This window comes from Acidibrevibacterium fodinaquatile (assembly GCF_003352165.1).
In the GTDB taxonomy this organism is placed as follows: domain Bacteria; phylum Pseudomonadota; class Alphaproteobacteria; order Acetobacterales; family Acetobacteraceae; genus Acidibrevibacterium; species Acidibrevibacterium fodinaquatile.
Genome location: NZ_CP029176.1, coordinates 98110 through 120530, shown reverse-complemented (window position 1 = coordinate 120530; position 22421 = coordinate 98110). Strand labels below are relative to the sequence as shown.

General features: G+C 68.9%; 20 protein-coding genes. 9 read left to right on the top strand and 11 right to left on the bottom strand.

Features of this window, described 5'->3' with window-relative positions; genetic code table 11:
- Positions 1-169 precede the first annotated feature (169 nt).
- Positions 170-1342, top strand: coding sequence for an NnrS family protein (locus DEF76_RS00505; RefSeq protein WP_114910650.1), 1173 nt, complete (start codon positions 170-172; stop codon positions 1340-1342).
- Positions 1343-1350: 8 nt separating this feature from the next.
- Positions 1351-1794 (top strand): Rrf2 family transcriptional regulator, encoded by a 444-nt coding sequence (locus DEF76_RS00500; protein ID WP_114910649.1) that lies wholly within the window; start codon positions 1351-1353, stop codon positions 1792-1794.
- A gap of 31 nt (positions 1795-1825) precedes the next feature.
- Here DEF76_RS00500 and DEF76_RS00495 read toward each other — a convergent pair whose 3' ends face one another.
- On the bottom strand, positions 1826-2974 hold the full coding sequence (locus DEF76_RS00495) for a CaiB/BaiF CoA transferase family protein (RefSeq protein ID WP_114910648.1): 1149 nt from the start codon (positions 2972-2974) through the stop codon (positions 1826-1828).
- A 146-nt stretch (positions 2975-3120) separates the two neighbouring features.
- Between DEF76_RS00495 and DEF76_RS00490 the strand changes: the two genes are divergently transcribed.
- Complete coding sequence (locus DEF76_RS00490) at positions 3121-4683, top strand: AMP-binding protein (protein ID WP_114910647.1); 1563 nt, start codon at positions 3121-3123, stop codon at positions 4681-4683.
- Here DEF76_RS00490 and thiL read toward each other — a convergent pair.
- The 7 genes from thiL to DEF76_RS00455 all read right to left on the bottom strand — a co-directional run bounded on the left by thiL (position 4654) and on the right by DEF76_RS00455 (position 12758).
- Positions 4654-5607 (bottom strand): thiamine-phosphate kinase, encoded by a 954-nt coding sequence (gene thiL, locus DEF76_RS00485; RefSeq protein ID WP_114910646.1) that lies wholly within the window; start codon positions 5605-5607, stop codon positions 4654-4656. The genes DEF76_RS00490 and thiL overlap by 30 nt on opposite strands.
- Positions 5608-5769: 162 nt before the next feature.
- Positions 5770-6177 carry an ATP synthase F1 subunit epsilon gene (gene atpC / locus DEF76_RS00480; protein WP_240319065.1) on the bottom strand — a complete coding sequence of 136 codons (408 nt, stop codon included), beginning with the start codon at positions 6175-6177 and terminating at the stop codon, positions 5770-5772.
- Positions 6177-7598 (bottom strand): F0F1 ATP synthase subunit beta, encoded by a 1422-nt coding sequence (atpD, locus tag DEF76_RS00475; RefSeq protein WP_114910644.1) that lies wholly within the window; start codon positions 7596-7598, stop codon positions 6177-6179. The genes atpC and atpD overlap by 1 nt, the downstream gene beginning before the upstream one ends.
- Positions 7599-7631: 33 nt before the next feature.
- Positions 7632-8516, bottom strand: coding sequence for a F0F1 ATP synthase subunit gamma (locus tag DEF76_RS00470; protein WP_114910643.1), 885 nt, complete (start codon positions 8514-8516; stop codon positions 7632-7634).
- Positions 8517-8525: 9 nt separating this feature from the next.
- Positions 8526-10055: a F0F1 ATP synthase subunit alpha gene (atpA, locus tag DEF76_RS00465; RefSeq protein WP_114910642.1), complete on the bottom strand. Its 1530-nt coding sequence runs from the start codon at positions 10053-10055 to the stop codon at positions 8526-8528.
- A complete protein-coding gene (locus tag DEF76_RS00460; RefSeq protein WP_408842448.1) occupies positions 10055-10633 on the bottom strand; it encodes a F0F1 ATP synthase subunit delta in 579 nt (192 codons plus the stop codon). The genes atpA and DEF76_RS00460 overlap by 1 nt, the downstream gene beginning before the upstream one ends.
- Positions 10634-10754: 121 nt before the next feature.
- A complete protein-coding gene (locus tag DEF76_RS00455; protein ID WP_114910640.1) occupies positions 10755-12758 on the bottom strand; it encodes a primosomal protein N' in 2004 nt (667 codons plus the stop codon).
- Between the two features lie 19 nt (positions 12759-12777).
- Here DEF76_RS00455 and DEF76_RS00450 point away from each other — a divergent pair, with 19 nt between their 5' ends.
- Positions 12778-13737 (top strand): tyrosine recombinase XerC, encoded by a 960-nt coding sequence (locus DEF76_RS00450; RefSeq protein ID WP_114910639.1) that lies wholly within the window; start codon positions 12778-12780, stop codon positions 13735-13737.
- 116 nt (positions 13738-13853) lie between these two features.
- Here the strand turns inward: DEF76_RS00450 and DEF76_RS00445 are convergent, their stop codons facing one another.
- From DEF76_RS00445 to DEF76_RS00435, 3 genes are read right to left on the bottom strand one after another with little or no spacing between them, the layout of a single operon-like run.
- Positions 13854-14462, bottom strand: coding sequence for a DUF2889 domain-containing protein (locus tag DEF76_RS00445; RefSeq protein WP_114910638.1), 609 nt, complete (start codon positions 14460-14462; stop codon positions 13854-13856).
- 24 nt (positions 14463-14486) lie between these two features.
- Entirely contained in the window at positions 14487-15254 is a 768-nt protein-coding gene (locus DEF76_RS00440) for a competence/damage-inducible protein A (protein WP_114910637.1), read from the bottom strand.
- A gap of 9 nt (positions 15255-15263) precedes the next feature.
- A complete protein-coding gene (locus DEF76_RS00435; RefSeq protein ID WP_114910636.1) occupies positions 15264-16253 on the bottom strand; it encodes a bifunctional GNAT family N-acetyltransferase/(deoxy)nucleoside triphosphate pyrophosphohydrolase in 990 nt (329 codons plus the stop codon).
- A gap of 167 nt (positions 16254-16420) precedes the next feature.
- On the opposite strand from DEF76_RS00435, the gene DEF76_RS00430 reads away from it, so the two are divergent.
- The 5 genes from DEF76_RS00430 to asnB all read left to right on the top strand — a co-directional run bounded on the left by DEF76_RS00430 (position 16421) and on the right by asnB (position 22340).
- Positions 16421-17089: a lysophospholipid acyltransferase family protein gene (locus DEF76_RS00430; protein ID WP_114910635.1), complete on the top strand. Its 669-nt coding sequence runs from the start codon at positions 16421-16423 to the stop codon at positions 17087-17089.
- A 2-nt stretch (positions 17090-17091) separates the two neighbouring features.
- Positions 17092-18384 carry a 3-deoxy-D-manno-octulosonic acid transferase gene (locus tag DEF76_RS20100; RefSeq protein WP_275895693.1) on the top strand — a complete coding sequence of 431 codons (1293 nt, stop codon included), beginning with the start codon at positions 17092-17094 and terminating at the stop codon, positions 18382-18384.
- Positions 18381-19388 carry a tetraacyldisaccharide 4'-kinase gene (lpxK, locus tag DEF76_RS00420; protein WP_114910634.1) on the top strand — a complete coding sequence of 336 codons (1008 nt, stop codon included), beginning with the start codon at positions 18381-18383 and terminating at the stop codon, positions 19386-19388. The genes DEF76_RS20100 and lpxK overlap by 4 nt, the downstream gene beginning before the upstream one ends.
- Positions 19388-20347: a lysophospholipid acyltransferase family protein gene (locus DEF76_RS00415; protein WP_114910633.1), complete on the top strand. Its 960-nt coding sequence runs from the start codon at positions 19388-19390 to the stop codon at positions 20345-20347. Before lpxK ends, DEF76_RS00415 begins: the two co-directional genes overlap by 1 nt.
- Positions 20348-20411: 64 nt before the next feature.
- Positions 20412-22340 (top strand): asparagine synthase (glutamine-hydrolyzing), encoded by a 1929-nt coding sequence (asnB, locus tag DEF76_RS00410; RefSeq protein ID WP_114910632.1) that lies wholly within the window; start codon positions 20412-20414, stop codon positions 22338-22340.
- Positions 22341-22421: the final 81 nt, after the last annotated feature.

The window sequence follows — 22421 nt, the reverse complement described above, 5'->3', positions numbered from 1 at the left end:
GCGAGAGAGGAGTGGCGCCGGCGACGAGGCAAGCGCCGTGCCGTGAGCTTTGCGTTCCTTTCAGGGCGCGTGCGTCGATAAAGCGGGGATATAAGATACATATAAAATGTATCTTTTGGGCGGCGCGCATCGTTCCTGCCGCGCGCGCAACCGGGTGGGAGAACACCGGATGAGTGCCATTCCCCGCTATCGCGCCGGACACGGGCCGGCGCTTCTTTCCGCCGGATTCCGGCCGTTCTTCCTGTTTGCTGCGCTGTGGGCGGCGATCGCCGTGCCGCTGTGGCTCGCCATGTTCGCCGGCGCGGCGCCATCGCCGGCGGCATTGCCGGCCAGTGTCTGGCACGGGCATGAGATGGTGTTCGGCTATGGCGGCGCGGTCGTCGCCGGCTTCCTGCTCACCGCGGTCCCCAACTGGACCGGGCGGATGCCGCTCCAGGGGGGGCCGCTCGCCGCCCTCGTGCTGCTTTGGCTTGCCGGGCGTCTCGCCTGTCTTGCCCCGTCAAACCCGTTCGCGGCGCTCGCCGACCTCGCCTTTCCGCTCGCCTTTCTGCTCGTCATCGCGCGCGAGGTTCTGGCCGGGCGCAACTGGCGCAATCTGCCGGTGGTGGTGGCGCTGTCCCTGCTGTTGGTGGCGAACGTCCTGGTTCATGCCGGGGCGTCGGGCTGGCTTGCGGATGCGGCGCTCGGCAACCGGCTCGGCATCGCGACGCTGGCGATGCTGATCAGCCTGATCGGCGGGCGGATCGTCCCCAGCTTCACCCGCAACTGGCTCGCCCGCATGCGCCCGGCGGTGGCGCTGCCGGCGAGCTTCGGCGCGATGGACCGCGCGGCTCTTCTGCTTACCGGGTTTGCGCTCCTGATCTGGGTTGCGGCGCCAACGGCGCGGCTTTTGGCCCCGGTTGCGATCCTCGCCGGCCTTGCGCAATGGGTTCGCCTCTGGCGCTGGCGCGGCGCCGCGGCGTGGCGCGAGCCGCTGCTGATCGTCCTCCATCTCGGCTATGGCTGGCTTGGCGCCGGGTTGCTGCTGCTTGGCCTCCCCGTTTTCTTTCCCGCTTTGCCGGCGAGCGTGGCGCTGCATGCGCTCACCGTCGGCGCCATCGGCACCATGACCCTTGCGGTGATGACGCGGGCGACGCTCGGCCATACCGGACAAAAGCTGACGGCGGGGTCGGGCACGGTCGCGATCTTTGCCCTGATCACCCTCGCCGCGCTCGCACGCCTTGCCGCGCCCTTCGCCGGCGGGCATGTCCTGCCGGTTCTCGTGCTGGCCGGCACGGCCTGGAGCGGCGCGTTCAGCCTCTTCGCCCTGCTCTATGGGCGACTGCTCATAACCCCGCGATAACCGCTGCGATGCGTCTTACCACCCATACCGATTATGCGTTCCGCCTCTTGATCCATCTCGCCGCGATCCCGCCCGGCGAGCGCGTCACCATTGCCGCCGTCGCCGCCGCTTATGGCATTCCGAAGAACCATCTGACCAAGGTCGCGCATCGGCTGGGTCTTGCCGGCTATGTCGTAACCCTGCGGGGCAAGGGGGGCGGGCTGCGTCTTGCGCGGCCGATGGCGGCGATCAATCTCGGCGCGGTGGTGCGCGAGACCGAGCCGAACATGGCGCTCGCCCCCTGCTTTGCCGCGCCCTCCCGTTCTTGCCCGATCCTTCCCGCCTGCGATCTCGTCGGCATTCTGCGCGAGGCGGAACAGGCGTTTCTCGCGGTGCTCGATCGCCACAGCCTCGCCGATCTCGTCTCCCGCAAGTCCGTTCTCCGCCATCTGCTCACGGCGGCGCCCGCCTGACGCGAGGGTTTGCCAGCGCGCCGGTGACGGATTAGCCGAGCACGCCGGCGGCGCGGAGCGCTGCCGGGTCGAGCCCGGCTTCGGTCAGAATGGCGTCATCGTCGGCGCCCGGCGGGGCTGGCGGGCGCGGCGCGGCGGGTGGGGTGCGGCTGAAACGCGGCGCCGGCGCCGGCTGGGTCACGCCATTGATCTCGATGAAACTCCGCCGCGCCGCGTTATGGGGATGATGCGGCGCTTCCGCAAGCGAGAGCACGCCGTGGGCGCAGGCATCGCTCCCTTCAAGGCGCGCGACCCATTCGGCGCGCGTTTTGCGGGCGACGATCGCGGCGATCCGCGCCCGCAGCGCCGGCCAATGCGCGCGGTCATATTGCCGGCGGACATCCTCGTCCGAAAGCCCGATCAGGCGCGCGAGTTCGGCGAAGAATTTCGGCTCCAACGCGGCGATGGCGAGATAGCCGCCATCCTCCGTGCGATAGCTGTCATAAAATGGCGCGCCGCCATCGAGCAGGTTCTCGCCCCGCGCATCAGACCAAAGCCCGGCGGCGAAAAGGCCATAAAACGGGGTCATCAGCAGCGCCGCCCCCTCCGCCATCGCCGCGTCGACCACCTGCCCGCGCCCCGAACGCCCGCGTTCGAAGAGGGCGGCGAGCACGCCGCAGATCAGGAACATCGCGCCGCCGCCATAATCGCCAACGAGATTGAGCGGCGGGACCGGCGCCTCGCCGGCGCGGCCGATGCCATGCAGGGCGCCGGCGAGGGCGATATAGGTGAGATCATGCCCGGCCGCCTGCGCCAGCGGCCCATCCTGGCCGAACCCGGTCATGCGGCCATAAACCAGGCGCGGATTGCGTTCGAGGCAGGGCTCGGGGCCGAAGCCGAGGCGCTCGGCAACGCCAGGGCGAAACCCCTCGATCAAGACATCCGCGGTCTCGACGAGGCGAAGCAACACCGCGACCGCCTCCGCCCGCTTGAGATCAAGAACGAGATTGCGCCGGCCGCGCCGCGTCGGGTCGCGCTCGGGGGGAAGGCGCGAGGCGCTTTCCCCTGGCCGGTCGATGCGGATCACCTCGGCGCCGAGATCCGCGAGCAGCATCGCGGCGAACGGCCCCGGCCCGATCCCGGCGAGTTCCAGCACCCGCAGCCCGCCAAGCGGCCCGCGCGCCGCGTTTTCCTGCCCCATCGCCGTTTCCCTCCTTGGCTTTACCCCGAGGCTGGCCGGGCGCGGCCGCGCCGTCAACCGCGGCGGCTTGCGGGGTTTCGCGATTTCAGCACACACTCGTCGCACCCGGAGAGGGAGCCTCAAGGAATAACCATCGGGAGAGACGCATGATCAACGCCGAGATCGACGAACTGCACGCCGTCGCCCTGCGGGCGCCGGACAAGCCGGCGGTGATTTTTCCGCAGTCGAATGTCGTCGAAAGCTTCGCGAGCCTCGACGCTGGCGCCAACCGCCTCGCCCAGGCGCTGATCGCGCGCGGGTTGGAGGCCGGGGCGATGATCGCGGTTCTTTTGGAAAACCGTGCCGAGATTTTCACCATCGCCTGGGCGGCGCGCCGCGCCGGGCTCTATTACGCGATGCTGAACACGCATCTGAAACCGCGCGAACTCACCTATCTGATCGAGGATAGCGACGCCCAGCTGCTGATCACCAGCCGCGCTCTGCTCGCCGCGGTGCCGGGCGACATCCGCCGGCGTCTGCCGGTCATCACCGTCGATGGCGACGCGAGCGGCGCCGAACTCGGGCTCAGCGCCGTGCTCGCGCCGTTCGCGGCCGAAACCCCGCTTCCGGCACGCCCGATCGGGCGCGAATTCCTCTATTCCTCGGGAACGTCCGGGCGGCCCAAGGGCATTCGCTTCCCGCTGCTTCCCGCCGATCAGCGCGGCGTCACCCAGCCTGGCGAGAAACTCCTCGACCAAACCCTGCGCTTTGACCCCGCGAGCGTCTATCTCTCGCCGGCGCCGCTCTATCACGCCGCGCCGCATGTCTATTCGCTGCATTCGCTCGCGCGCGGCGTGAGCGTCGTCGTCCTCGACAAATTCGACCCCGAATCGGCGCTCGCGGCGATCGCCCGCTACCGCGCCACACACAGCCAATGGGTGCCGACGATGTTCATCCGCATGCTCGCCCTGCCCAAGGCGGTGCGGGCGCGCTATGATCTCGCCTCGCATCGACGCGCGATCCACGCCGCCGCCCCGTGCCCGGTGCATGTGAAGGAAAAAATGATCGCCTGGTGGGGGCCGATCCTGGTCGAATATTATGCCGGGTCGGAGCGCATCGGCACCACCCTGATCGAAAGCGACGAGTGGTTGCGCCATAAAGGCTCGGTCGGGCGGCCGATTTACGGCACGCTCCACATCCTCGACGACGATGGCCATGATCTGCCGCCGGGCGAGGTCGGCGGCATCTGGTTCGAGGGCACCGGCGGCTTCGCCTATCATCGGGATCCCGAAAAAACCGCCGCGTCCTACAATGCCCGTGGCTTCGCGACCTATGGCGATCTCGGCTATCTCGACGCGGACGGGTATCTTTATCTCAGTGATCGCCGCTCGGACCTCATTCTCTCTGGCGGCAGCAACGTCTATCCCGCCGAGATCGAGAGTGTGCTGCTCGAACACCCCCTCGTCGCCGATGCCGGGGTGGTCGGGCTGCCCGATGCCGATCTCGGTGAGGTCGTGCTCGCGGTGGTCCAGCCGGTCGCAGCGCCGGAACATCTCGGGCTCACGCCGGAGGCGGTGATCGCCTTCTGCCGCGAGCGGATGGCGGGCCTCAAATGCCCGCGCCACGTGGTGTTCGTCGAGGCGCTGCCGCGCACACCGACGGGCAAACTCCTGCGGCGCACGTTGAAGGAGCGCTACCGCTCAGAAATGGCTCCAGCCGCCGGCGCCTAGCGCCATCTCGGCGCCCTCGCCATCAACGACGACGACCCCCCTCGGCTCGGCCCGGAAATGGCCGATGCGGGTGAGCGGGACGCCGGCCGCCGCCGCCGCCGCGCGCAAGGCCGCGGCGCGTTCGGGCGGGACGGCGAGCACCAGCTCATAATCATCGCCGCCAGTAAGGCAGCGCGCGAGATAGGCCGCGCCCGCCGCACGCGCCGCCGGTGACAGCGGCACCGCTTGCGCCTCGATCACCGCACCGATCCCGCCGGCGCGGCAGAGATGGCCGAGATCCTGCACCAGGCCATCGGAAATATCCGCGCCCGCCCGCGCAATCCCGGCGAGCGCAAGGCCGAGCCGCGGCTCGGGCAGCAGGTAGCGGTGAAGCAGGCTCCCGCTCGGGTCGGCGAGTTCGCCACGACGCACCAAAAGCCCGAGCGCGGCATCGCCGATGGTGCCGCTCACCCAGACCTCATCGCCGGCCTGCGCGCCCGCCCGGCGCAATGCCCGGCCGGCCGCGACCTCGCCGAAAATGGTCAGTGAAAGGGTGAGCGGCCCCGGCGTTCTCGTGGTATCGCCGCCGAGCAGCGCAAGGCCAAACCGCGCCTGGTCCTCGGCCAAGCCGGCGGCGAAGGTTTTGAACCAGGCATCCGGGGTCGTGCCGGGCGCGGCCAATGTCAGCAGATAGCCGAAGGGTTTCGCCGCCATCGCCGCGAGATCGGAGAGATTGACCCGGAGCAGCTTGCGCGCGACGCTATCGGGCGGATCCTCGGCGAGGAAATGCACGCCCGCGACCATGGCATCGACCGAGACCACCCATTCCCGCCCGGGGATCTCCGGCAAAATCGCCGCGTCATCGGCGAGCGCCAACCCCGCCGGCCCGGCGAGTGGTCGGAAATAGGTTTCGATCAGGGCGAATTCACGCGGCAGGTCAGTCATGAGAAAAAGACTTCTTTTTCTGAAGAAAAAGAAGCAAAAAGACGTCTCCCCGTTCCCTGGGAGCGGGATCTTTCTCGGAGCGGGCCGTGCCTGCGGCACGACCCAACGGAGAAAGGTTTTTTGGTTCTTTTTTTCAAAAAAGAACCGCTTTCTTTTCCTTGCTTACGGCGCTTCCGCAACCGCGAGCATCGCCCGCGCCGATTGCAGGTGATCGAGCGTCATGTCCCGCGCCGCGATATCCGATTTATCGACCGCCTCATAGGCCGCCTCGGCCTCCTTGATGCGACGTTCGGCGGCGCTTTTCGAAACCTCGGCGAGTGGCATGACCTCGCTTGCGAGCACGGTGCAGCGCTCAGGGGTGATTTCGGCGAAACCACCGGCGACGAATAGCCGGCTGGTTTCCTGCTGGCCCTCGAAAATGCGCAAAACGCCGCCGCGCAAGAGCGCGATCATCGGCGCGTGGCCGGGAAGGACGCCGAGTTCCCCCTCGGCGGCCGGCACCACCACCATATCCACGGCGCGCGAGAGCAACAGCCGCTCCGGCGTTACGATTTCGAGCGCGGTCGGCATCAGGCGGCGGCTTTCAGGCTTTCCGCCTTCTTGACCGCTTCCTCGATGGTGCCGACCATGTAGAACGCGGCTTCCGGCAGATGATCGTATTCGCCCGCGCAGAGGCCCTTGAAGCTGCGGATGGTGTCGGCGACCGGGACGAAGACGCCGGGGAAGCCGGTGAACACTTCGGCGACATGGAAGGGCTGCGAGAGGAAGCGCTGGATCTTGCGCGCCCGCGAGACGATCAGCTTGTCTTCCTCGGACAGCTCATCCATGCCGAGAATGGCGATGATGTCCTGGAGGCTTTTATAGGTCTGCAAGATGCGTTGCACCTCGCGCGCGACGGTGTAGTGCTCCTCACCGACGATGCGCGGATCAAGCGAGCGCGAGGTCGAATCGAGCGGATCGACGGCGGGATAGATGCCGAGTTCGGCGATCTGGCGCGACAGCACGGTGGTCGCGTCGAGATGGGCGAACGAGGTCGCCGGCGCCGGGTCGGTGAGGTCGTCGGCGGGGACATAGATCGCCTGCACCGAGGTGATCGAGCCCTTTTTGGTGGACGTGATGCGCTCCTGCAGCGCGCCCATGTCGGTCGCGAGCGTCGGCTGATAGCCCACCGCCGAGGGGATGCGCCCGAGCAGCGCGGAAACCTCGGCGCCGGCCTGGGTGAAGCGGAAGATGTTATCGACGAAGAACAGCACGTCCTGGCCTTCCTCGTCGCGGAAATACTCGGCGAGCGAGAGGCCCGAGAGCGCGACACGCGCGCGCGCGCCGGGCGGCTCGTTCATCTGGCCATAGCAGAGCGCGACCTTCGAGCCCGGCCCGTCGAGCTTGATGACGCCGGCATCGATCATCTCGTGATAGAGGTCATTGCCCTCGCGCGTGCGCTCGCCGACGCCGGCGAACACCGAGACGCCGCCATGGGCCTTGGCGATATTGTTGATCAGCTCCTGGATCAGCACCGTCTTGCCGACGCCGGCGCCGCCAAAAAGCCCGGTCTTGCCGCCCTTGAGATAGGGCGCGAGGAGATCGATGACCTTGATGCCGGTGACGAGGATTTCCGTCGACGTCGCCTGCTCCTCGAAGGAGGGCGCCTCACGGTGAATGGGAAAGCGCTGCTTGGTCTCGAGCGGGCCGCGCTCATCGATCGGCTCGCCGATGACATTGAGGATGCGGCCCAAGGTTTCCGGCCCGACCGGGACCGAGATCGGCGCGCCGGTATCGACCACCTCGCGCCCGCGCACCAGGCCGTCGGTGCTGTCCATGGCGATGCAGCGCACGGTGCGCTCGCCGAGTTCCTGCGCCACCTCGAGCACCAGGGTGCGGTCATCGATCTTGGTGGTCAAGGCGTTCTGAATGAACGGCAGCTCGCCGTCGAACTGCACATCGACCACCGCGCCGAGAACCTGGGTCACGCGTCCGACAATGTTTTTCGCCATGCTGGGCACTCCTCTATGCGTGGCCGACCGATCTCACAGGGCTTCGGCGCCGGAGATGATCTCGATCAGTTCTCGGGTGATGTTGGCTTGGCGGCTGCGGTTATAGACCAGGGTCAGCCGCTTGATCATGTCGCCGGCGTTGCGCGTCGCGTTATCCATCGCCGTCATCCGCGCGCCTTGCTCGCCGGCGGCGCTTTCGATCAGCGCCTTGTAGATCTGGACGGCAAGGTTTTGCGGCAGGAGATGGGCGAGCAGCGCCTCTTCCTCGGGCTCGAATTCATAGACCGCCTGGGCGCCCGTGCTCGCCGCCGCTGGCACATCGGCAACCGGCGCCGGGATCAACCGCGCCTCCGTTGCCACCTGCGAAATCACCGAAACGAAACGGTTATAGACCAGCGTGCAGACATCGAACGCGCCCTCCTGCATGAGGGCGATGACGCGGGCGGCGATAGCCTCGGCGTCGGCGAACTCGATCTGCTTGCGGCCGGCATAGGAGACATCGAACAGGATGCGATCACCATAGTCGCGGCGCAGGAAATCGCGGCCCTTGCGCCCGATCGCGGCGATCTTCACTTTTTTGCCGTCGGCTTCGAGGCGCTGCGCAAGCGCCCGCGCGGCGCGCCCGACATTGGTATTGAAGGCGCCGGCGAGACCGCGATCGGCGGTGACGGCGATGATCAGATGGGTTTGATCGCGCCCATTGCCGACCAGCAGCGCCGGCGCCGAAGGGTTGCCGGCACTACTCGCGGCAAGCGTCGCGAGCATGCGCTCCATCCGTTCGGCATAGGGCCGCGCCGCTTCGGCGCGGAGCTGCGCCCGGCGTAGCTTGGAGGCCGAGACCAGCTTCATCGCGCTGGTGATCTTTTGCGTCGATTTGACGCTATCGATCCTGGTGCGGAGCGCCTTGAGATTGGCCATGGCGGTGGATCAGCCGAAAGTCTTCACGAAACCGTCGAGAAAGGCGACCAACTGCTTCTCGGTCTCGGGCTTGATTTCGCGGTCGTTGCGGATGGCCTCCAGAATGCCGCCTTTGGCACGCAATTCGGAGAGCATCTGGCGCTCGAAAGCCCCGATACGTTCGACCGGCAGCGCATCGAGATAGCCGCGCACGCCGGTGAAGATCGACACCACCTGCTCCTCGACCGGCATCGGCTGGTATTGCGGCTGCTTCAGCAATTCGGTGAGACGCGCGCCGCGCGCGAGCAGGTTGCGCGTCGAGGCGTCGAGATCGGAGGCGAACTGCGAAAACGCCGCCATTTCGCGATATTGCGCGAGTTCGAGCTTGATGCGCCCGGCAACCTGCTTCATCGCCTTGATCTGCGCCGCCGAGCCGACGCGCGAGACCGAGATGCCGACATTCACCGCCGGGCGGATGCCTTTGAAGAACAGCTCCGTCTCGAGGAAGATCTGGCCATCGGTGATGGAAATCACGTTGGTCGGGATATAGGCCGAGACGTCGCCGGCCTGGGTCTCGATCACCGGCAGCGCGGTGAGGCTGCCAGCGCCAAACTCGTCCGACATCTTGGCGGCGCGTTCGAGCAGACGGGAATGGAGATAGAACACGTCGCCGGGATAGGCCTCGCGCCCCGGCGGGCGGCGCAGCAGGAGCGACATCTGGCGATAGGCGACCGCTTGCTTGGAAAGATCGTCGTAGAAAATCACCGCGTGCATCGCATTGTCGCGGAAATACTCGCCCATCGTGCAGCCGGTATAGGGGGCGATGAACTGCATCGGCGCCGGGTCGGAGGCGGTCGCGGCGACGACGATGGAATAGGCCATCGCGCCGTTTTCCTCGAGCGTGCGCACGAGCTGGGCAACCGTCGAGCGCTTCTGCCCGACCGCGACATAGATGCAATAGAGCTTCTTGCTTTCGTCCGCCCCGGCGTTGGCCGCTTTCTGATTGAGAATGGTGTCGATGATCACCGCGGTTTTGCCGGTCTGACGGTCGCCGATGATCAGTTCGCGCTGGCCGCGGCCGATCGGGATCAAGGCGTCGATTGGCTTCAAGCCGGTCTGCATCGGCTCATGGACCGATTTGCGCGCGATGATGCCCGGCGCCTTGACTTCGACGCGACGGCGCTCGGCGCCCTCGATCGGCCCCTTGCCGTCGATCGGATTGCCGAGCCCATCAACCACGCGCCCGAGCAGGGCCTTGCCCACCGGCACATCGACGATGTCCTTGGTCCGCGTCACCGTGTCGCCTTCGCGGATCTCGCGGTCGTCGCCGAAAATCACCACGCCGACATTGTCGGTCTCGAGATTGAGCGCCATGCCCTTGATGCCGGCGGAGGGGAATTCCACCAATTCGCCGGCCATCACGTTCTGGAGGCCGAAAATGCGCGCAATCCCGTCACCGACGCTCAAGACCTGACCAGTCTCGGCGACATTCGCCTCGGTATCGAAAGCGGCGATTTGCTTTTTCAGGATGTCGGAGATTTCGGCGGGGCGGATTTCCATCACGCGGCTCCCTTCATGGCGTACTGCAGGCGCTGCAGACGGGATTTCAGACTGGAATCATAAAGACGGGTGCCGATCCTGACGACGAGGCCGCCGAGCAGGCTGGGATCGACCTCTTGGATCAGCTGCACCTGGTTATAGCCGGCCTCGATCAGCCGGGCGCGGAGCGCCTGCTCCTGCACGTCGCTCAGAGGGTGCGCCGAGGTGACATGGGCGATGACGACGCCGCGCTTTTCCGCAGCCAGAGCAGCGAAAGCGCGGACGAAATCGGGGAGCTGGCGCAGCCGGCGGTTGGCGATCACGACGCCGACGAAATGGCACACTCTGGCGCCAAATCCCTGCGCCCTGAGCACCGCGAGCGCCGCATCACGGGCGGCGATCACGTCGATCAGCGGGCTTTCGATGAGGCGGCGAAAATCCGCGCTTTCCTCGATCAGCCGGCCGAGGCTCGCCATTTCGGCAACCACTTGGTCGAGCCCATGGGCCTCGTCGGCGTGGCTATAAAGCGCCGTGGCGTAGCGCCCGGCGAGGCCGGAGACATGGGTTGCGCCCATCGAGACTACGCTGTCAGTGGCCACGCTGTGAATTTCCGATCAAGTGGATCCCAAGGCGGAGGCCGCCGCGTTCGCGCCGGCGGGCGGCGTCTAGCATGGGGGGGTGGCGTGCGCAACCGGCCTTGACCGCCGAACACAGCGAAAATCACAAAAACGACATCGGGTCGATATCGACGACGATGCGCGCCCCGCGCGGCACCGGGACGGCGGCGAGCCAGGCGCGAAGCAGCGTCTGCAGCGCAACCTCGCGCCGCGCCTTCACCAGAAGCCGGCGGCGATGACGCCCGCGCAGCAGGGCGAGCGGCGCCGGCGCCGGGCCAAAGAGGTCGACCCCGTGCGCCGCCGGCATCGCGCGGGCGAGCGCGTCTGCCAACGCATCGGCTGCGGCCGCCGTCCCGGCGCTGACGATCACCGCGGCGAGCCGGCCGTAAGGCGGCCAGTGCCCCATCCTGCGCGCGGCTTTCTCGGCGGCGAGAAAAGCCGCCTGATCGCCGCTCGCGAGCGCTTGCATCACCGGGTGCTCGGGCGCGAAACTCTGGAGCAGGACACGCCCCGGCGCGCCCGCTCGCCCGGCGCGCCCGCCGACCTGGTGCAGAAGCTGAAAACAGCGTTCAGCGGCGCGCAGATCGCCGCCGGCCAAGCCAAGATCGGCATCGACGACGCCAACCAACGTCAAATGCGGAAAATGCCAGCCCTTGGCGACGATCTGGGTGCCGATGATGACATCGACCCGGCGTTCCAGGACCGCCGCCGCCGCCGCTTGCGCCGCTTGCGCATTGGCGATGGTATCAGAGGCCATGACCAGATGGCGCGCCGCGGGAAACAGCGCCGCCACTTCCTCGGTGATGCGCTCAACGCCGGGGCCGATCGGTGTGAAGCTGGCCGCGGCGCCGCAGGCCGGGCAGGCCGGCGGCTGGTCCATCCCATACCCACAATGATGGCAGAGAAGCCGCGCCCGCCCACCCCGACGATGCGCAACCAGCCAGGCGGTGCAATGCGGACATTGCAGCCGGTGGCCGCAGGCACGACAGAGGGTGAGCGGGGCATAGCCACGGCGGTTCAAAAACAGCATCGCTTGCTCGCCGCGCGCCAGGGTCTCGCTGATCGCAGCGATGAGGGCGGGGGCGAGAAACCGCCCGCGCGCAGGCGGGTCGCGGCGAAGATCGATCATCGCGACCGTGGGCAGCGACGCGCCGCCATGGCGCGCCGGGAGCAAAAGATGGCGATAGCGCCCGGCCTCGGCATTGGCGAGGCTTTCGAGGCTCGGAGTCGCCGAGGCCAGCACCACCGGCGCCTCGGCCAGCCGCCCGCGCACCACCGCCATGTCGCGGGCATGGTAGATCACGCCATCTTCCTGCTTGAAGGCGCTCTCATGCTCCTCATCGACGATGACGAGGCCGAGCGCCGGAAACGGCAGGAACAGCGCCGAACGCGCGCCCACCACCACCGGCGCCGCCCCCTCCGCCACCGCAATCCAGGTATCGCGCCGCAAGGCGGGGCCAAGGCCAGAGTGCCAGACCGCGGGGGCGGCGCCGAACCGCGCCCGAAATCGCGCAAGCCACGGCGCCGAGAGCGCGATCTCGGGGAGCAGCACGAGCGCTTGCCGCCCGGCCTTGAGCGTTTGCGCGATCGCCTCGAAATAAACCTCGGTCTTGCCGGCGCCGGTCACGCCTTCGAGGAGGGTCACGGAAAACCGCGCCGCCCGCACCGCGTCCCGAAGCGCCGCCGCCGCCGCCGCCTGATCGGGCGAGAGCGTCGGGCCGGGATGGTCGGGATCGGGGGCGGCGAAGGGCCGGGCGCGGCGGCGACGCTTCGGCGGGGCGGGGTCGATGCGCAGCGCCATCGCCAGCACCTCGCCGAGTGGCGCGAGGGTATAGGCGGCAAGCCAGTCGATCAGGGCGCGGAGATCGCGTGGCAAAGACGGCGCGCCGGCGACGGCGGCGAGCGGGCGCAGGGTCTCCGGCGCGGCGCGCCCGGGGCCGGCCTTGTCCCACACCACGCCGAGCACCTCGCGGTGGCGGAGCGGGACGCGCACGATCGTCCCGGGCGGCGGCACGCCATCCGGCGGGGCGGCGTAATCGAGCGGGCCGGCGAAGGGATAAGGCAGCAAGACCGGCACCGCTTGCGCCCTTTCGCCACCCGCCGCCATCGCCTATCGTTCTCCCGTCATGCCTGAGACCTCCGATACCGTCTCGTCCCCGCCCGGCAAAGGGGCGAACGCCGCGGCCGCCCGCGCCGCCTGGTGCGCCTGGCTCGAGAATGAGCGCCGCGTGGCGCCGGCGACGCTCATCGCCTATGGCCACGATGTCGCCGATTTTTTGGGCTTTCTCACGAGCCATCTCGGCGCCGAGCCCGATCTCGCGGCGCTCGCCGGCCTCAGGCTCGCCGATTTCCGCGCCTGGCTGGCGGCGGCGGCCTCAGAGGGGATCGGGGCTGCGAGCCGCAGCCGGCGGCTTTCGGCGTTGCGCAGCTTTTTCCGCTTTCTCGCGCGAAGAGAAGGGGTGGAAAACAACCAGATCGCCCTTCTCGCCGGGCCACGCGGCAAGCGCCATCTGCCGCGCGCCTTGAGCGAACGCCAGGCGCTGCTGGTCGCCGACGAGATCGGTGAGGCGGCGCCCGATATCGCTTTCGAGACCCGCGATATCGCGCTTTTTTCCCTGCTCTATGGCTGCGGCTTGCGCATTTCGGAGGCGCTCGGCCTCGATTGCCGCGCCGCACCCCGCCCGGGGAGCGAGACGCCGCTGCGCATCCTCGGCAAACGCGCGAAAGAGCGACTGGTGCCAGTGCTTCCCGCGGTTCGCGAGGCGATCGCCGCCTGGCTCGCGCGCCACCCCAACCCCGCGCCCGCCTCGCCGCTTTTCATCGGAGCGCGCGGCAAACGGCTCAATCCCGGTGTTGCGCAACGGATCCTGCGCGATTTCCGCCGCCGCCGCGGCTTGCCCGAGCACGCGACGCCGCACGCGCTCCGCCACTCGTTTGCGACCCACCTCCTCGAAAGCGGCGCCGATCTCCGCGTCATCCAGGAGCTTCTCGGCCATGCCAGCCTCGCCTCGACCGCGCGCTACACCGCAATCGACGCGAACGCCCTGCTCGCGGTCTGGCGCCGCGCCCATCCGCGCGCCGGCTAGAGCGCGATCGGTTTAAGTCGATCACGCTCTAGCCCTATTTTGGCGAGCAAGTTGGCCGGTTTTGATGGAACAGGATGGTTCAATCAAAACCTACCTTGCTCTAGAGCGCGATCAGGCTATGACCGCTCGCCGCCGGTATAAAGCTGCGGCCAGCGGCGTTTGATCACCGGGCTGTCGCTGCCCCAGGCGAGACAGGTGTTGAGCAACACCGGCCGGCCGCCGTCGCGCGCGGCAACGCTTTCTTCCGAGGTGCGGGTGTCGCCGGTCGCCTCGGCGCGCTGGCGTTCGCGCCGCATCAGCACGGAATACAGCGTCTGGAAGGCGACGGTTGCCATTTGCTGCAGCAATTCGCGGAGATGGGTGCAGCCTGCGGTGCCACCGACCCGTTCCATCGCCGCCTTGACGAAGCCACGCTTGATCGAGAGCCCGGCAAGGCGCGAGAAATTGTCCGCGGCCTGCGGACAAACCTGCGGATAGGGGCTGAATTCGGTGTTGGCCTCGCAGGCGATGATGGTCAGATCCTCATCCACCGTCAGCCGCATCCACATCCCATGCAGCGGCTCGCCGACCTCGACATAGCCGCGCTCCTCGCTGGTGAAACCCTGGGTCTTGGTATCGGTGAGATGGGCCTCGATATCATAAAGCCCATCGTCGCGGAGATAACCGCGGAGCGCGATATCGCGCAGGTGCAGCAGCTCGCGAGCCACGGGCGGGGTCAGGGGCATGGGGTCGGTCTCCTGGAAAAAGCGTCAGATCGGCGGCTCGCCCGGGATTGGCGTTACCCCAAGACTTTCGATCAAAGCGCTGACCTCGGCGATCGCGGCCTCCGCCTGCGCCTCGTCGGTGCCTTTGGCGACGATCGCGACGCCGTTATTGTCATCACCGCGATAATAAGGATAGCTCCCGATATCAAGCCCCGGATAGCGCGCCTGGATGGCGGCAAGCCCATCGGCGAGACGGCCTTCGAGCAGCCGCCGGCCGTGGACGGCGCGGGCGCGGATCGGCTTGCCGCCGGGGAGCGTCGGCGCGAGGCTCTCGAACATCGCCTGCATGATGCGCGGCACGCCGGCCATGACATGAACATTGCCGATCGAAAAGCCCGGCGCGATCGAGATCGGGTTTTCGATCAGCCGGGCACCACGCGGCATCGTCGCCATGCGCTGGCGGGCGGCGTTGAATTCGCCGGGTTTGTAATGGCGCTCCATCTTTGCCCAGGCCTCGGGATGCGGCTCCCAGGGGACGCCGAAGGCCGCGGCGATGCATTGGCTGGTGATGTCGTCATGGGTCGGGCCGATGCCGCCGGTGGTGAAGACATGATCGAAGGCGGCACGAACCTCGTTGACGGTCGCGATGATGGTCGCCTCGATGTCGGGGATGATCCGCACCTCGCGGAGCGCGATGCCGAGTTCGGCCAAGCGGGTCGCGAGGAATTTCACGTTCACGTCCTGCGTCCGGCCCGAGAGGATCTCATTGCCGATGACGACGATGCAGGCGGTGGGATTGGCGGTTTCGGTCATGGCGACACCTTACAAAAAATCGCGCAGCATGGGCACCAGCGGCAGATCGGCGGGAGGCATGCGATACTCGGTGAGCTTCTCCGGCCGCACCCAGGCCAGAGCCTGCCCCTCGCGCGGGGTGACGAAGCCGCGCCAGCGCCGGCAGAGATAAAGCGGCATCAGGAGATGGACACGCTCATAAGCGTGCGAGGCGAAGGCGAAGGGGGCGAGGCAAGCGGCCGAAACATCGATGCCGAGCTCTTCCTTCAATTCGCGGATCAGCGCCGCCTCCGGGGTTTCGCCGGGGGCGAGCTTGCCGCCTGGGAATTCCCAGAGCCCGGCCATCGTCTTGCCCTCCGGCCGGCGCGCGAGCAGCACCCGCCCATCGCTATCGACCAGCGCGCAGGCGGCGACGAGGAGCAAAGGCTTCGCCCCCGCCGGCGCGGGCGCGTCACGCGTCGCCTCGGGATGGCCGAAAATATCTTCGCGCTGCGCCTCATGCAGAACCACCGGCTGCGCCCCGCCGCGGGCGAGGAAAGTCTGCACCTCGCGGCCGGTCTCGCGAAACCCGATCCGCCGCAGCACCGCGAGCGAGGCAGCATTGTCGGTCGCGACGACGGCTTCCAGCCGATCGAGATCGAGATGCGCAAGCGACCATTGCGCGAGCCGCGCCGCCGCTTCTGACGCGACCCCATGGCCCCAAAAACGCCGCCCGACCCAATAGCCGAGCCGCCCGACGCGTCGCGCCACATCGAGCCGCAGGCCGACCCCGCCGACCAGGATCTCCCGCCCCTCCTCATTGCCGGTGATGGCGAGGTGATAGGCGCGGCCGGCGGCGAGATCGGTGGCGCTCGCTGCGATCCACTCATCGGCGAGCGCGCGCGGATAAGGGAACGGCACACCGGCGAGGTTGCGGCAGACCTCCCAGTCATTGATCAGCCGGTGCAGCGCCGCGGCATCGGCCGCGACCAGCGGGCGGAGCGTGAGGCGCGCGGTCGCAAGCGGGGTGAACGGTGTCATCGTCGCCCGGCGTTCATAACGCGGGGCGGCCGCGGCGGGGCGGCGTTGCGATGCGGGGCGCGGAGAAACGGCATGATCGCGCGCGAAAGTGGCGCAAGCTCAGGCGCGGCGCAAGGCGCGGGCGGCGAATTGTCGGGGACGATGCCGCGTGCTACCGGCGCCGGGCGATGGGAAAACGGTTTTGGCAGCATCCGAGCGTGCAAAAAGCGGCGATATGGCTGCTGCGCGCCTATCTCGCCTTCGCGCTCAAGACCACCCGCTGGCGGCTGGTGGGCGAGGCGAGTACGACGACCATTCTCGCCGGCGCGCCGGTGATCGCGGCATTCTGGCATGAGGTGCTGCCGCTGATGCCCGCACTCCGCTGGCGCTCGGCAGGACGGCTCAAGGTCTTGATCAGCCGCCATCGCGATGGGCAGATCATCGCCAACGTGGTGCGCGGCCTCGGCATCGAGGTGGTGCATGGCTCGACCGCGCGGGGCGCCAAGTCGCGCGGTGGGGCGGCTGGTCTCCGCCGGCTGCTCGCGCTGCTCGCGGCCGGCGAGCAGGTGGTGATCACGCCCGATGGGCCGCGCGGGCCGCGCCGGCGCGCCGCCCCCGGCGTTGCCCAGCTCGCCGCCCTCTCCGGCGTTCCGATCATGCCGTGCGCGGCGATGACGCGGCCGCGGATCACCCTCCCCTCCTGGGACCGGATGGTGCTGCCGCTGCCGTTCGGGCGCGGCGTCATCGTCTGTGCCGAGACCATCCGGGTTGCGCGCGACGGCGCCGAGGCGGCGCTGCCGGCGATCGAGGCGGCGCTAACAGCGGCGGCAGAGGCCGCGCGGCGCGCGTGCGGTTAGCAATGTTCCCATTGTTTCGCGTCCTTTGGGCGGCGGCAGGGACGCTGGCGGCGCCGGGATTGCGCCTCATGCTGTGGGCGCGGGCGCGGCGGGGCAAGGAAATCGCGGCCCGCCTTGGCGAGCGGCGCGGGATCGCGGCATTACCGCGGCCGGCGGGAAAACTGCTCTGGCTGCACGCGGCAAGCGTCGGCGAAACCGTCTCGCTGCTCCCCGTGCTCTGCGAACTCGCGCGCCAAGCGCCGGAGATTTCGGTGCTGCTGACCACCGGCACCGTCACCTCGGCCGAACTCCTCGCCGTGCGGCTGCCGGCGCTCGGGCTCGCCGGGCGCGTGACGCATGGCTTTGTCCCGCTCGATGTCCCGGCCTGGGTCGCGCGGTTTCTCGACCACTGGCGGCCGGACGCGGCGGCCTTCGTCGAGAGCGAACTCTGGCCCAATCTGCTCGCCGCCTGCACCCGCCGCCGCATCCCCTTGATGCTGATCAATGCCCGCCTTTCGGCGCGGAGCTTCGCGCGCTGGCGGCGCTGGCCTTGGATCGCGCGCGGCCTTCTCGGCGGGTTTGCCTCGATCCGCGCCCGCAGCGCCGAGGACGCGGCGCGTTTCGCCGCCCTCGGCGCACCAGGGGTGCGGGCGGTCGGCGATCTCAAATTCGCCGCCGCCGAACTGCCCGCCGATCCCGCGGCGCTGGCCGCACTGCGCGCGGCGATCGGGCCGCGGCCGGTCTTTCTCGCCGCCAGCACCCATCCCGGCGAGGAAGCAATCATTCTCGCCGTCCATCACCGCCTCACCGCGCGCCATCGCGATCTCCTGACCATCCTCGTCCCCCGCCATCCGGCGCGCGGGGGGGCGATCGCGTCCCTTCCCGGCGCGGCGATGGCGCCACGCCGGAGCACCGGCGCCGGGCCGCCGGACTTGCGCGAAGGCGGGCTCTATATCGCCGACACGCTCGGCGAATTGGGCGTTTTCTACCGCCTGGCGAGCCTTGCCTTCATCGGCGGCAGCCTGGTTCCGCATGGCGGGCAGAACCCGCTCGAGGCGGCGCGGCTCGGGGTTGCGTTGGTGATCGGCCCCTATCATCAGAATTTCGCCGAGGCGGTGGTGGCGCTGGCCGGCGCGGGGGCGGCGCGCACGGTCCGCGACGGGGACGAATTGGCGACGGTGGTCGGCCAATGGCTCGATGATCCCGAGGCGCGGGCGGCGATGGCGGCTTTGGGGCCGGCGGCGGCGGCGCGGTTCGCGGATTTGCCGGCGGCGACGGCGGCGGCGCTCCGCGGCCTCGTGGGCCGGCGGCGATGAGGCTCCGCCCACCTGCGTTCTGGGCTTACGGTCGGGGCGGGCTCGCCGCCCACCTGCTTGCGCCGGTCGCGGCGCTGGTTGGCAGCGCGGCGAGACTGCGGGCCGCGCGAAAAGGCTGGCGGGCGCCGGTGCCGGTGCTTTGTATCGGCAATGCGACGCTCGGCGGCGCCGGCAAAACCACGCTCGCGCTCGATCTCGGCGCCCGGCTGCGCGCCGGCGGGATCGGCGTTCATTTCCTCACCCGCGGCTATGGCGGGCGGGTGCGCGGCGTGCGGCGGGTGGCGCCTTGGGATGACGCGGCGGCGGTCGGCGATGAGCCGAAGCTGCTCGCCTCGGTTGCGCCCACCTGGGTCGGGGCCGACCGCGCCGCCTCGGCGCGCGCCGCGATTGCGGCCGGGGCGGAACTGCTCCTGATGGATGATGGTCTGCAAAATCCTGGCCTTGAGAAAACCCTCTCGCTGCTGGTGATCGACGGCGCGAGCGGGTTCGGCAATGGCCTTGTGGTGCCGGCCGGGCCGCTTCGCGAGAGGGTCGCGGACGCGGCGGCGCGGGTGGCGGCGGCGGTGTTGATCGGCGATGATAGGACGGGGGCGCTCGCGCGCCTGCCGCCGGCGCTGCCGGTGCTCCGCGCCCGCCTCGCCCCCGGCCCCGGCGCGCGCGCCCTGGCCGGGGTGCGGGTCCATGCCATCGCCGGCATCGCGCGGCCGGAGAAATTTCACGCGACCCTCGCCGCCGCCGGCGCCATCCTCGTCGGGCATAGCGATTTTCCCGACCATCACCGCTTCACCGCCGCCGAGCTGGACCGGGCACTGACGCAAGCGGCGCGCAACGACGCCCGGCCGGTGACGACCCCGAAAGACGCAACCCGCCTTCCGCCCGCCTTTCAGAAGGCCATCGCCATCGCCGATGTCGATCTGGTATGGGATGAACCGGACGCGATCGCCGCCCTGCTCGGCGGTCTCGCGGCCAAGGGGGGATCGAGGGGAAAACCCAGGGGGAAATAATGAGGGGCGTGCGCCACCGGCTGGAGGCACGGCTGGGGCAGGGGGTGTTCGCCGCACTCGGCTGGCTCGGCCCGGCGCGGGCGTCTGATCTCGGCGGCGCCATCGCGCGCGCGATCGGACCTCTGCTGCCGGTATCCGGCGTTGCCGAGGCCAATCTCCGCCGCGCCCTGCCGGCGCTGGATGCGCGCGCGCGCCGCGCCATCATCCGCGCCGTCTGGGACAATCTCGGCCGCACGATGGCGGAATTTCCCCATCTCCCGCGCCTCGCGCGCACCAGTTCCGGCCCCGGCTGGGAGATCGTCGGCGAGGAGATCGTGCGCGATCTCGCGGCCAAGGGTGGGCCGGTGATTTTCGTCTCCGCCCATACCGGCAATTGGGAAATGCTGCCGCCGATCGCCGCCCATTTCGGCATTCCGCTGGCGAGCTTTTATCGCCCGCTCGGCAATCCCCATCTCGATGCCCGGATCAATGCCCTTCGCCGCGCCGCCCTGGGCGCGGGGGCGGGGGCGGGGGTGAACGGGCGGCAGGTGGTGAATTTCCGCAAAGGCGCCGCCGGCGCCCGCGCCGCTTTCGCCCATCTCCTGCGCGCCGGCTATCTCGGGATGCTGGTCGACCAGAAGCTGAACGATGGCGTCGCCGCCCGCCTGTTCGGCGAGATGGCGATGACCGCGCCGGCGCCGGCGACGCTGGCGCTCAGGTTTCGCTGCCCAGTGATCCCGACCCGCATCGAGCGCCTCGGCCCGGCGCGGTTTCGCCTCGTCGTCGAGCCCGCCTTGGCGCTGCCCGAGGGCGCCGAACGCGGGGAGATGATCGCCGCCCTCACCCAGGCGATCAACGACCGGCTGGAGACCTGGATCCGCGCCCGCCCGGGCGAATGGCTGTGGCTGCATCGCCGCTGGCCGCCCCCCGTGGCGCCCAAGGGGCCGGCACCATCATGGGAAAAAGGTTTTCGCGCGTGAAACCCGCCGCTCTGATATAAAGGCCGCTAGAAACATCCGGGCGCGACGGCAAGGAGAGCAGGCGATGTGTGGGCTGGCGGGGATTTTTCACGCCGCGAAATCCGAGGTCGATGCCGGCCTCTTGCGCCGCATGACGACGGCGCTCAGCCATCGCGGCCCCGACGGCGACGGTTTTCATACCGAACCCGGGATCGGCCTCGGCCATCGCCGCCTCGCGGTCATCGATATCGCCGGCGGCCACCAGCCGATGTTCAATGAGGATGGCGCGGTGGTGGTGGTCTTCAATGGCGAGATCTACAACCACGCCGATCTCCGCCCCGAACTCGAGGCCGCTGGCCACGTTTTTCAAAGCCGCTCTGATACCGAAATCATCCTCCATGCCTGGGAGGAATGGGGGGTTGCGTGTCTCGCGCGTTTTTCCGGCATGTTCGCGATCGCGCTCTGGGACCGCAGGCGCGGGCAATTGCTGCTGGCGCGCGATCACCTCGGCAAGAAGCCGCTCTATTATGGCTATCGCCCGGATGGCGGGCTGGTCTTCGCCTCCGAACTCGTGGCGCTTGCCGCGGTTCCCGATCTTTCGCGCCGGATCGACGCCGCCGCCGTCGATGATTTCTTCGCGCTCGGCTATATTCCTGACCCCGCGAGCATTTTCGAGGGCATTCGCAAGCTGCCGGCGGCGCATTATCTGCTGCTTGACCGCACTGATGGCGCGCGCCCGGCGCCGCGGCGCTACTGGTCGCTCGGGCGCGAGACGCTGGCGATCGGTGCGCCGGAGGCCGAGGCGGCGCTGCTCGGCCATCTCGATCGTGCGGTCGCGACCCGGCTGGTCGCCGATGTGCCGCTCGGCGCCTTCCTCTCCGGCGGCATCGATTCGAGCGGCGTCGTCGCCCGCGCGGCAATGATGCGGCCAACGCCGCTCGATACCTTCACCATCGGCTTTCCTGGCGCCGATGACGAACGCCCCTTCGCCGCCCTGATGGCGGAACGCTATCACACCAACCACCACACCGATGCGACCGAGATCGACTATATCGCCGCCGCCCGCGATCAGGCGCGGATGTTCGGCGAGCCGTTCGGCGATCATTCCTCGGTCCCGACCCGCGATGTCTGCGCGCTCGCCCGCCGGCACGTCACCGTCGCGCTCTCTGGCGATGGTGGCGACGAGGTGCTCGGCGGCTACCGGCGCTATCGTTTCCACGTCCTCGCGGAAGCCGTGCGGCGGCTGCTGCCGGCGCCGCTCCGCCGCCACGCTCTCGCCCCGCTCGCCCGCGCCTATCCCAAGCTCGACCGCGCGCCGCGCTGGCTCCGCGCCAAGCACACGCTGACCGAAATCAGCCTCGATTCGGCGCTCGGCTATTATCGCACGGTGACCAAGACGCAGGCGGCGCAGCGCCGGGCGCTGCTCTCGCCGGGCCTGCGCGCCCGGCTCGACGGCCATGACCCCGGCGCGCGCATCCTCGCCCTGATGGCCGAAGACGAGGACGCGGCGCCACTCGCGCAGGCGCAATATGTCGATATCAACACCTATCTCCCCGGCGATATCCTGGTCAAAGTCGATCGCGCCAGCATGGCGGTCTCGCTCGAGGCGCGCGCGCCGCTGCTCGATCGCGCCTTCGTCGAATGGGGCTTCGCCTTGCCGCCGGCGCTCAAACTCCGCCGCGGCAGCGGTAAGGACATCTTGAAGCGGACGCTCGCCCCCTATGTGCCGGGGGAAATCCTTTATCGCCGCAAACAGGGCTTCGCGATGCCGCTCGCCGCCCAGTTCCGCGCTGGCGCGCCCCGGCTGCACGCGCGGCTGATGGGCGAGGCGATGCTCGATAGCGGGCTGTTCCAGCCCGAGGCGTTGACCCGCTTGGTGCGCGAGCATGAAAGCGGGCGCTTCGATCACAGCACCGTGCTCTGGCTTTTGCTGGTGTTTGAGGGGTTTCTCGCCCATGAGGCGGGTCTCGCCGACAACGCCGCGACCAGCCTCGCGGCCGAGGGCCGCGGCTGAGGCCGCGTGCGTCTTTGCTCTTTTCTCGCGCCCGCCTTGCTGTAGGGTGCGGCGCGAGGAGCACCGAACAAGGGACCACGC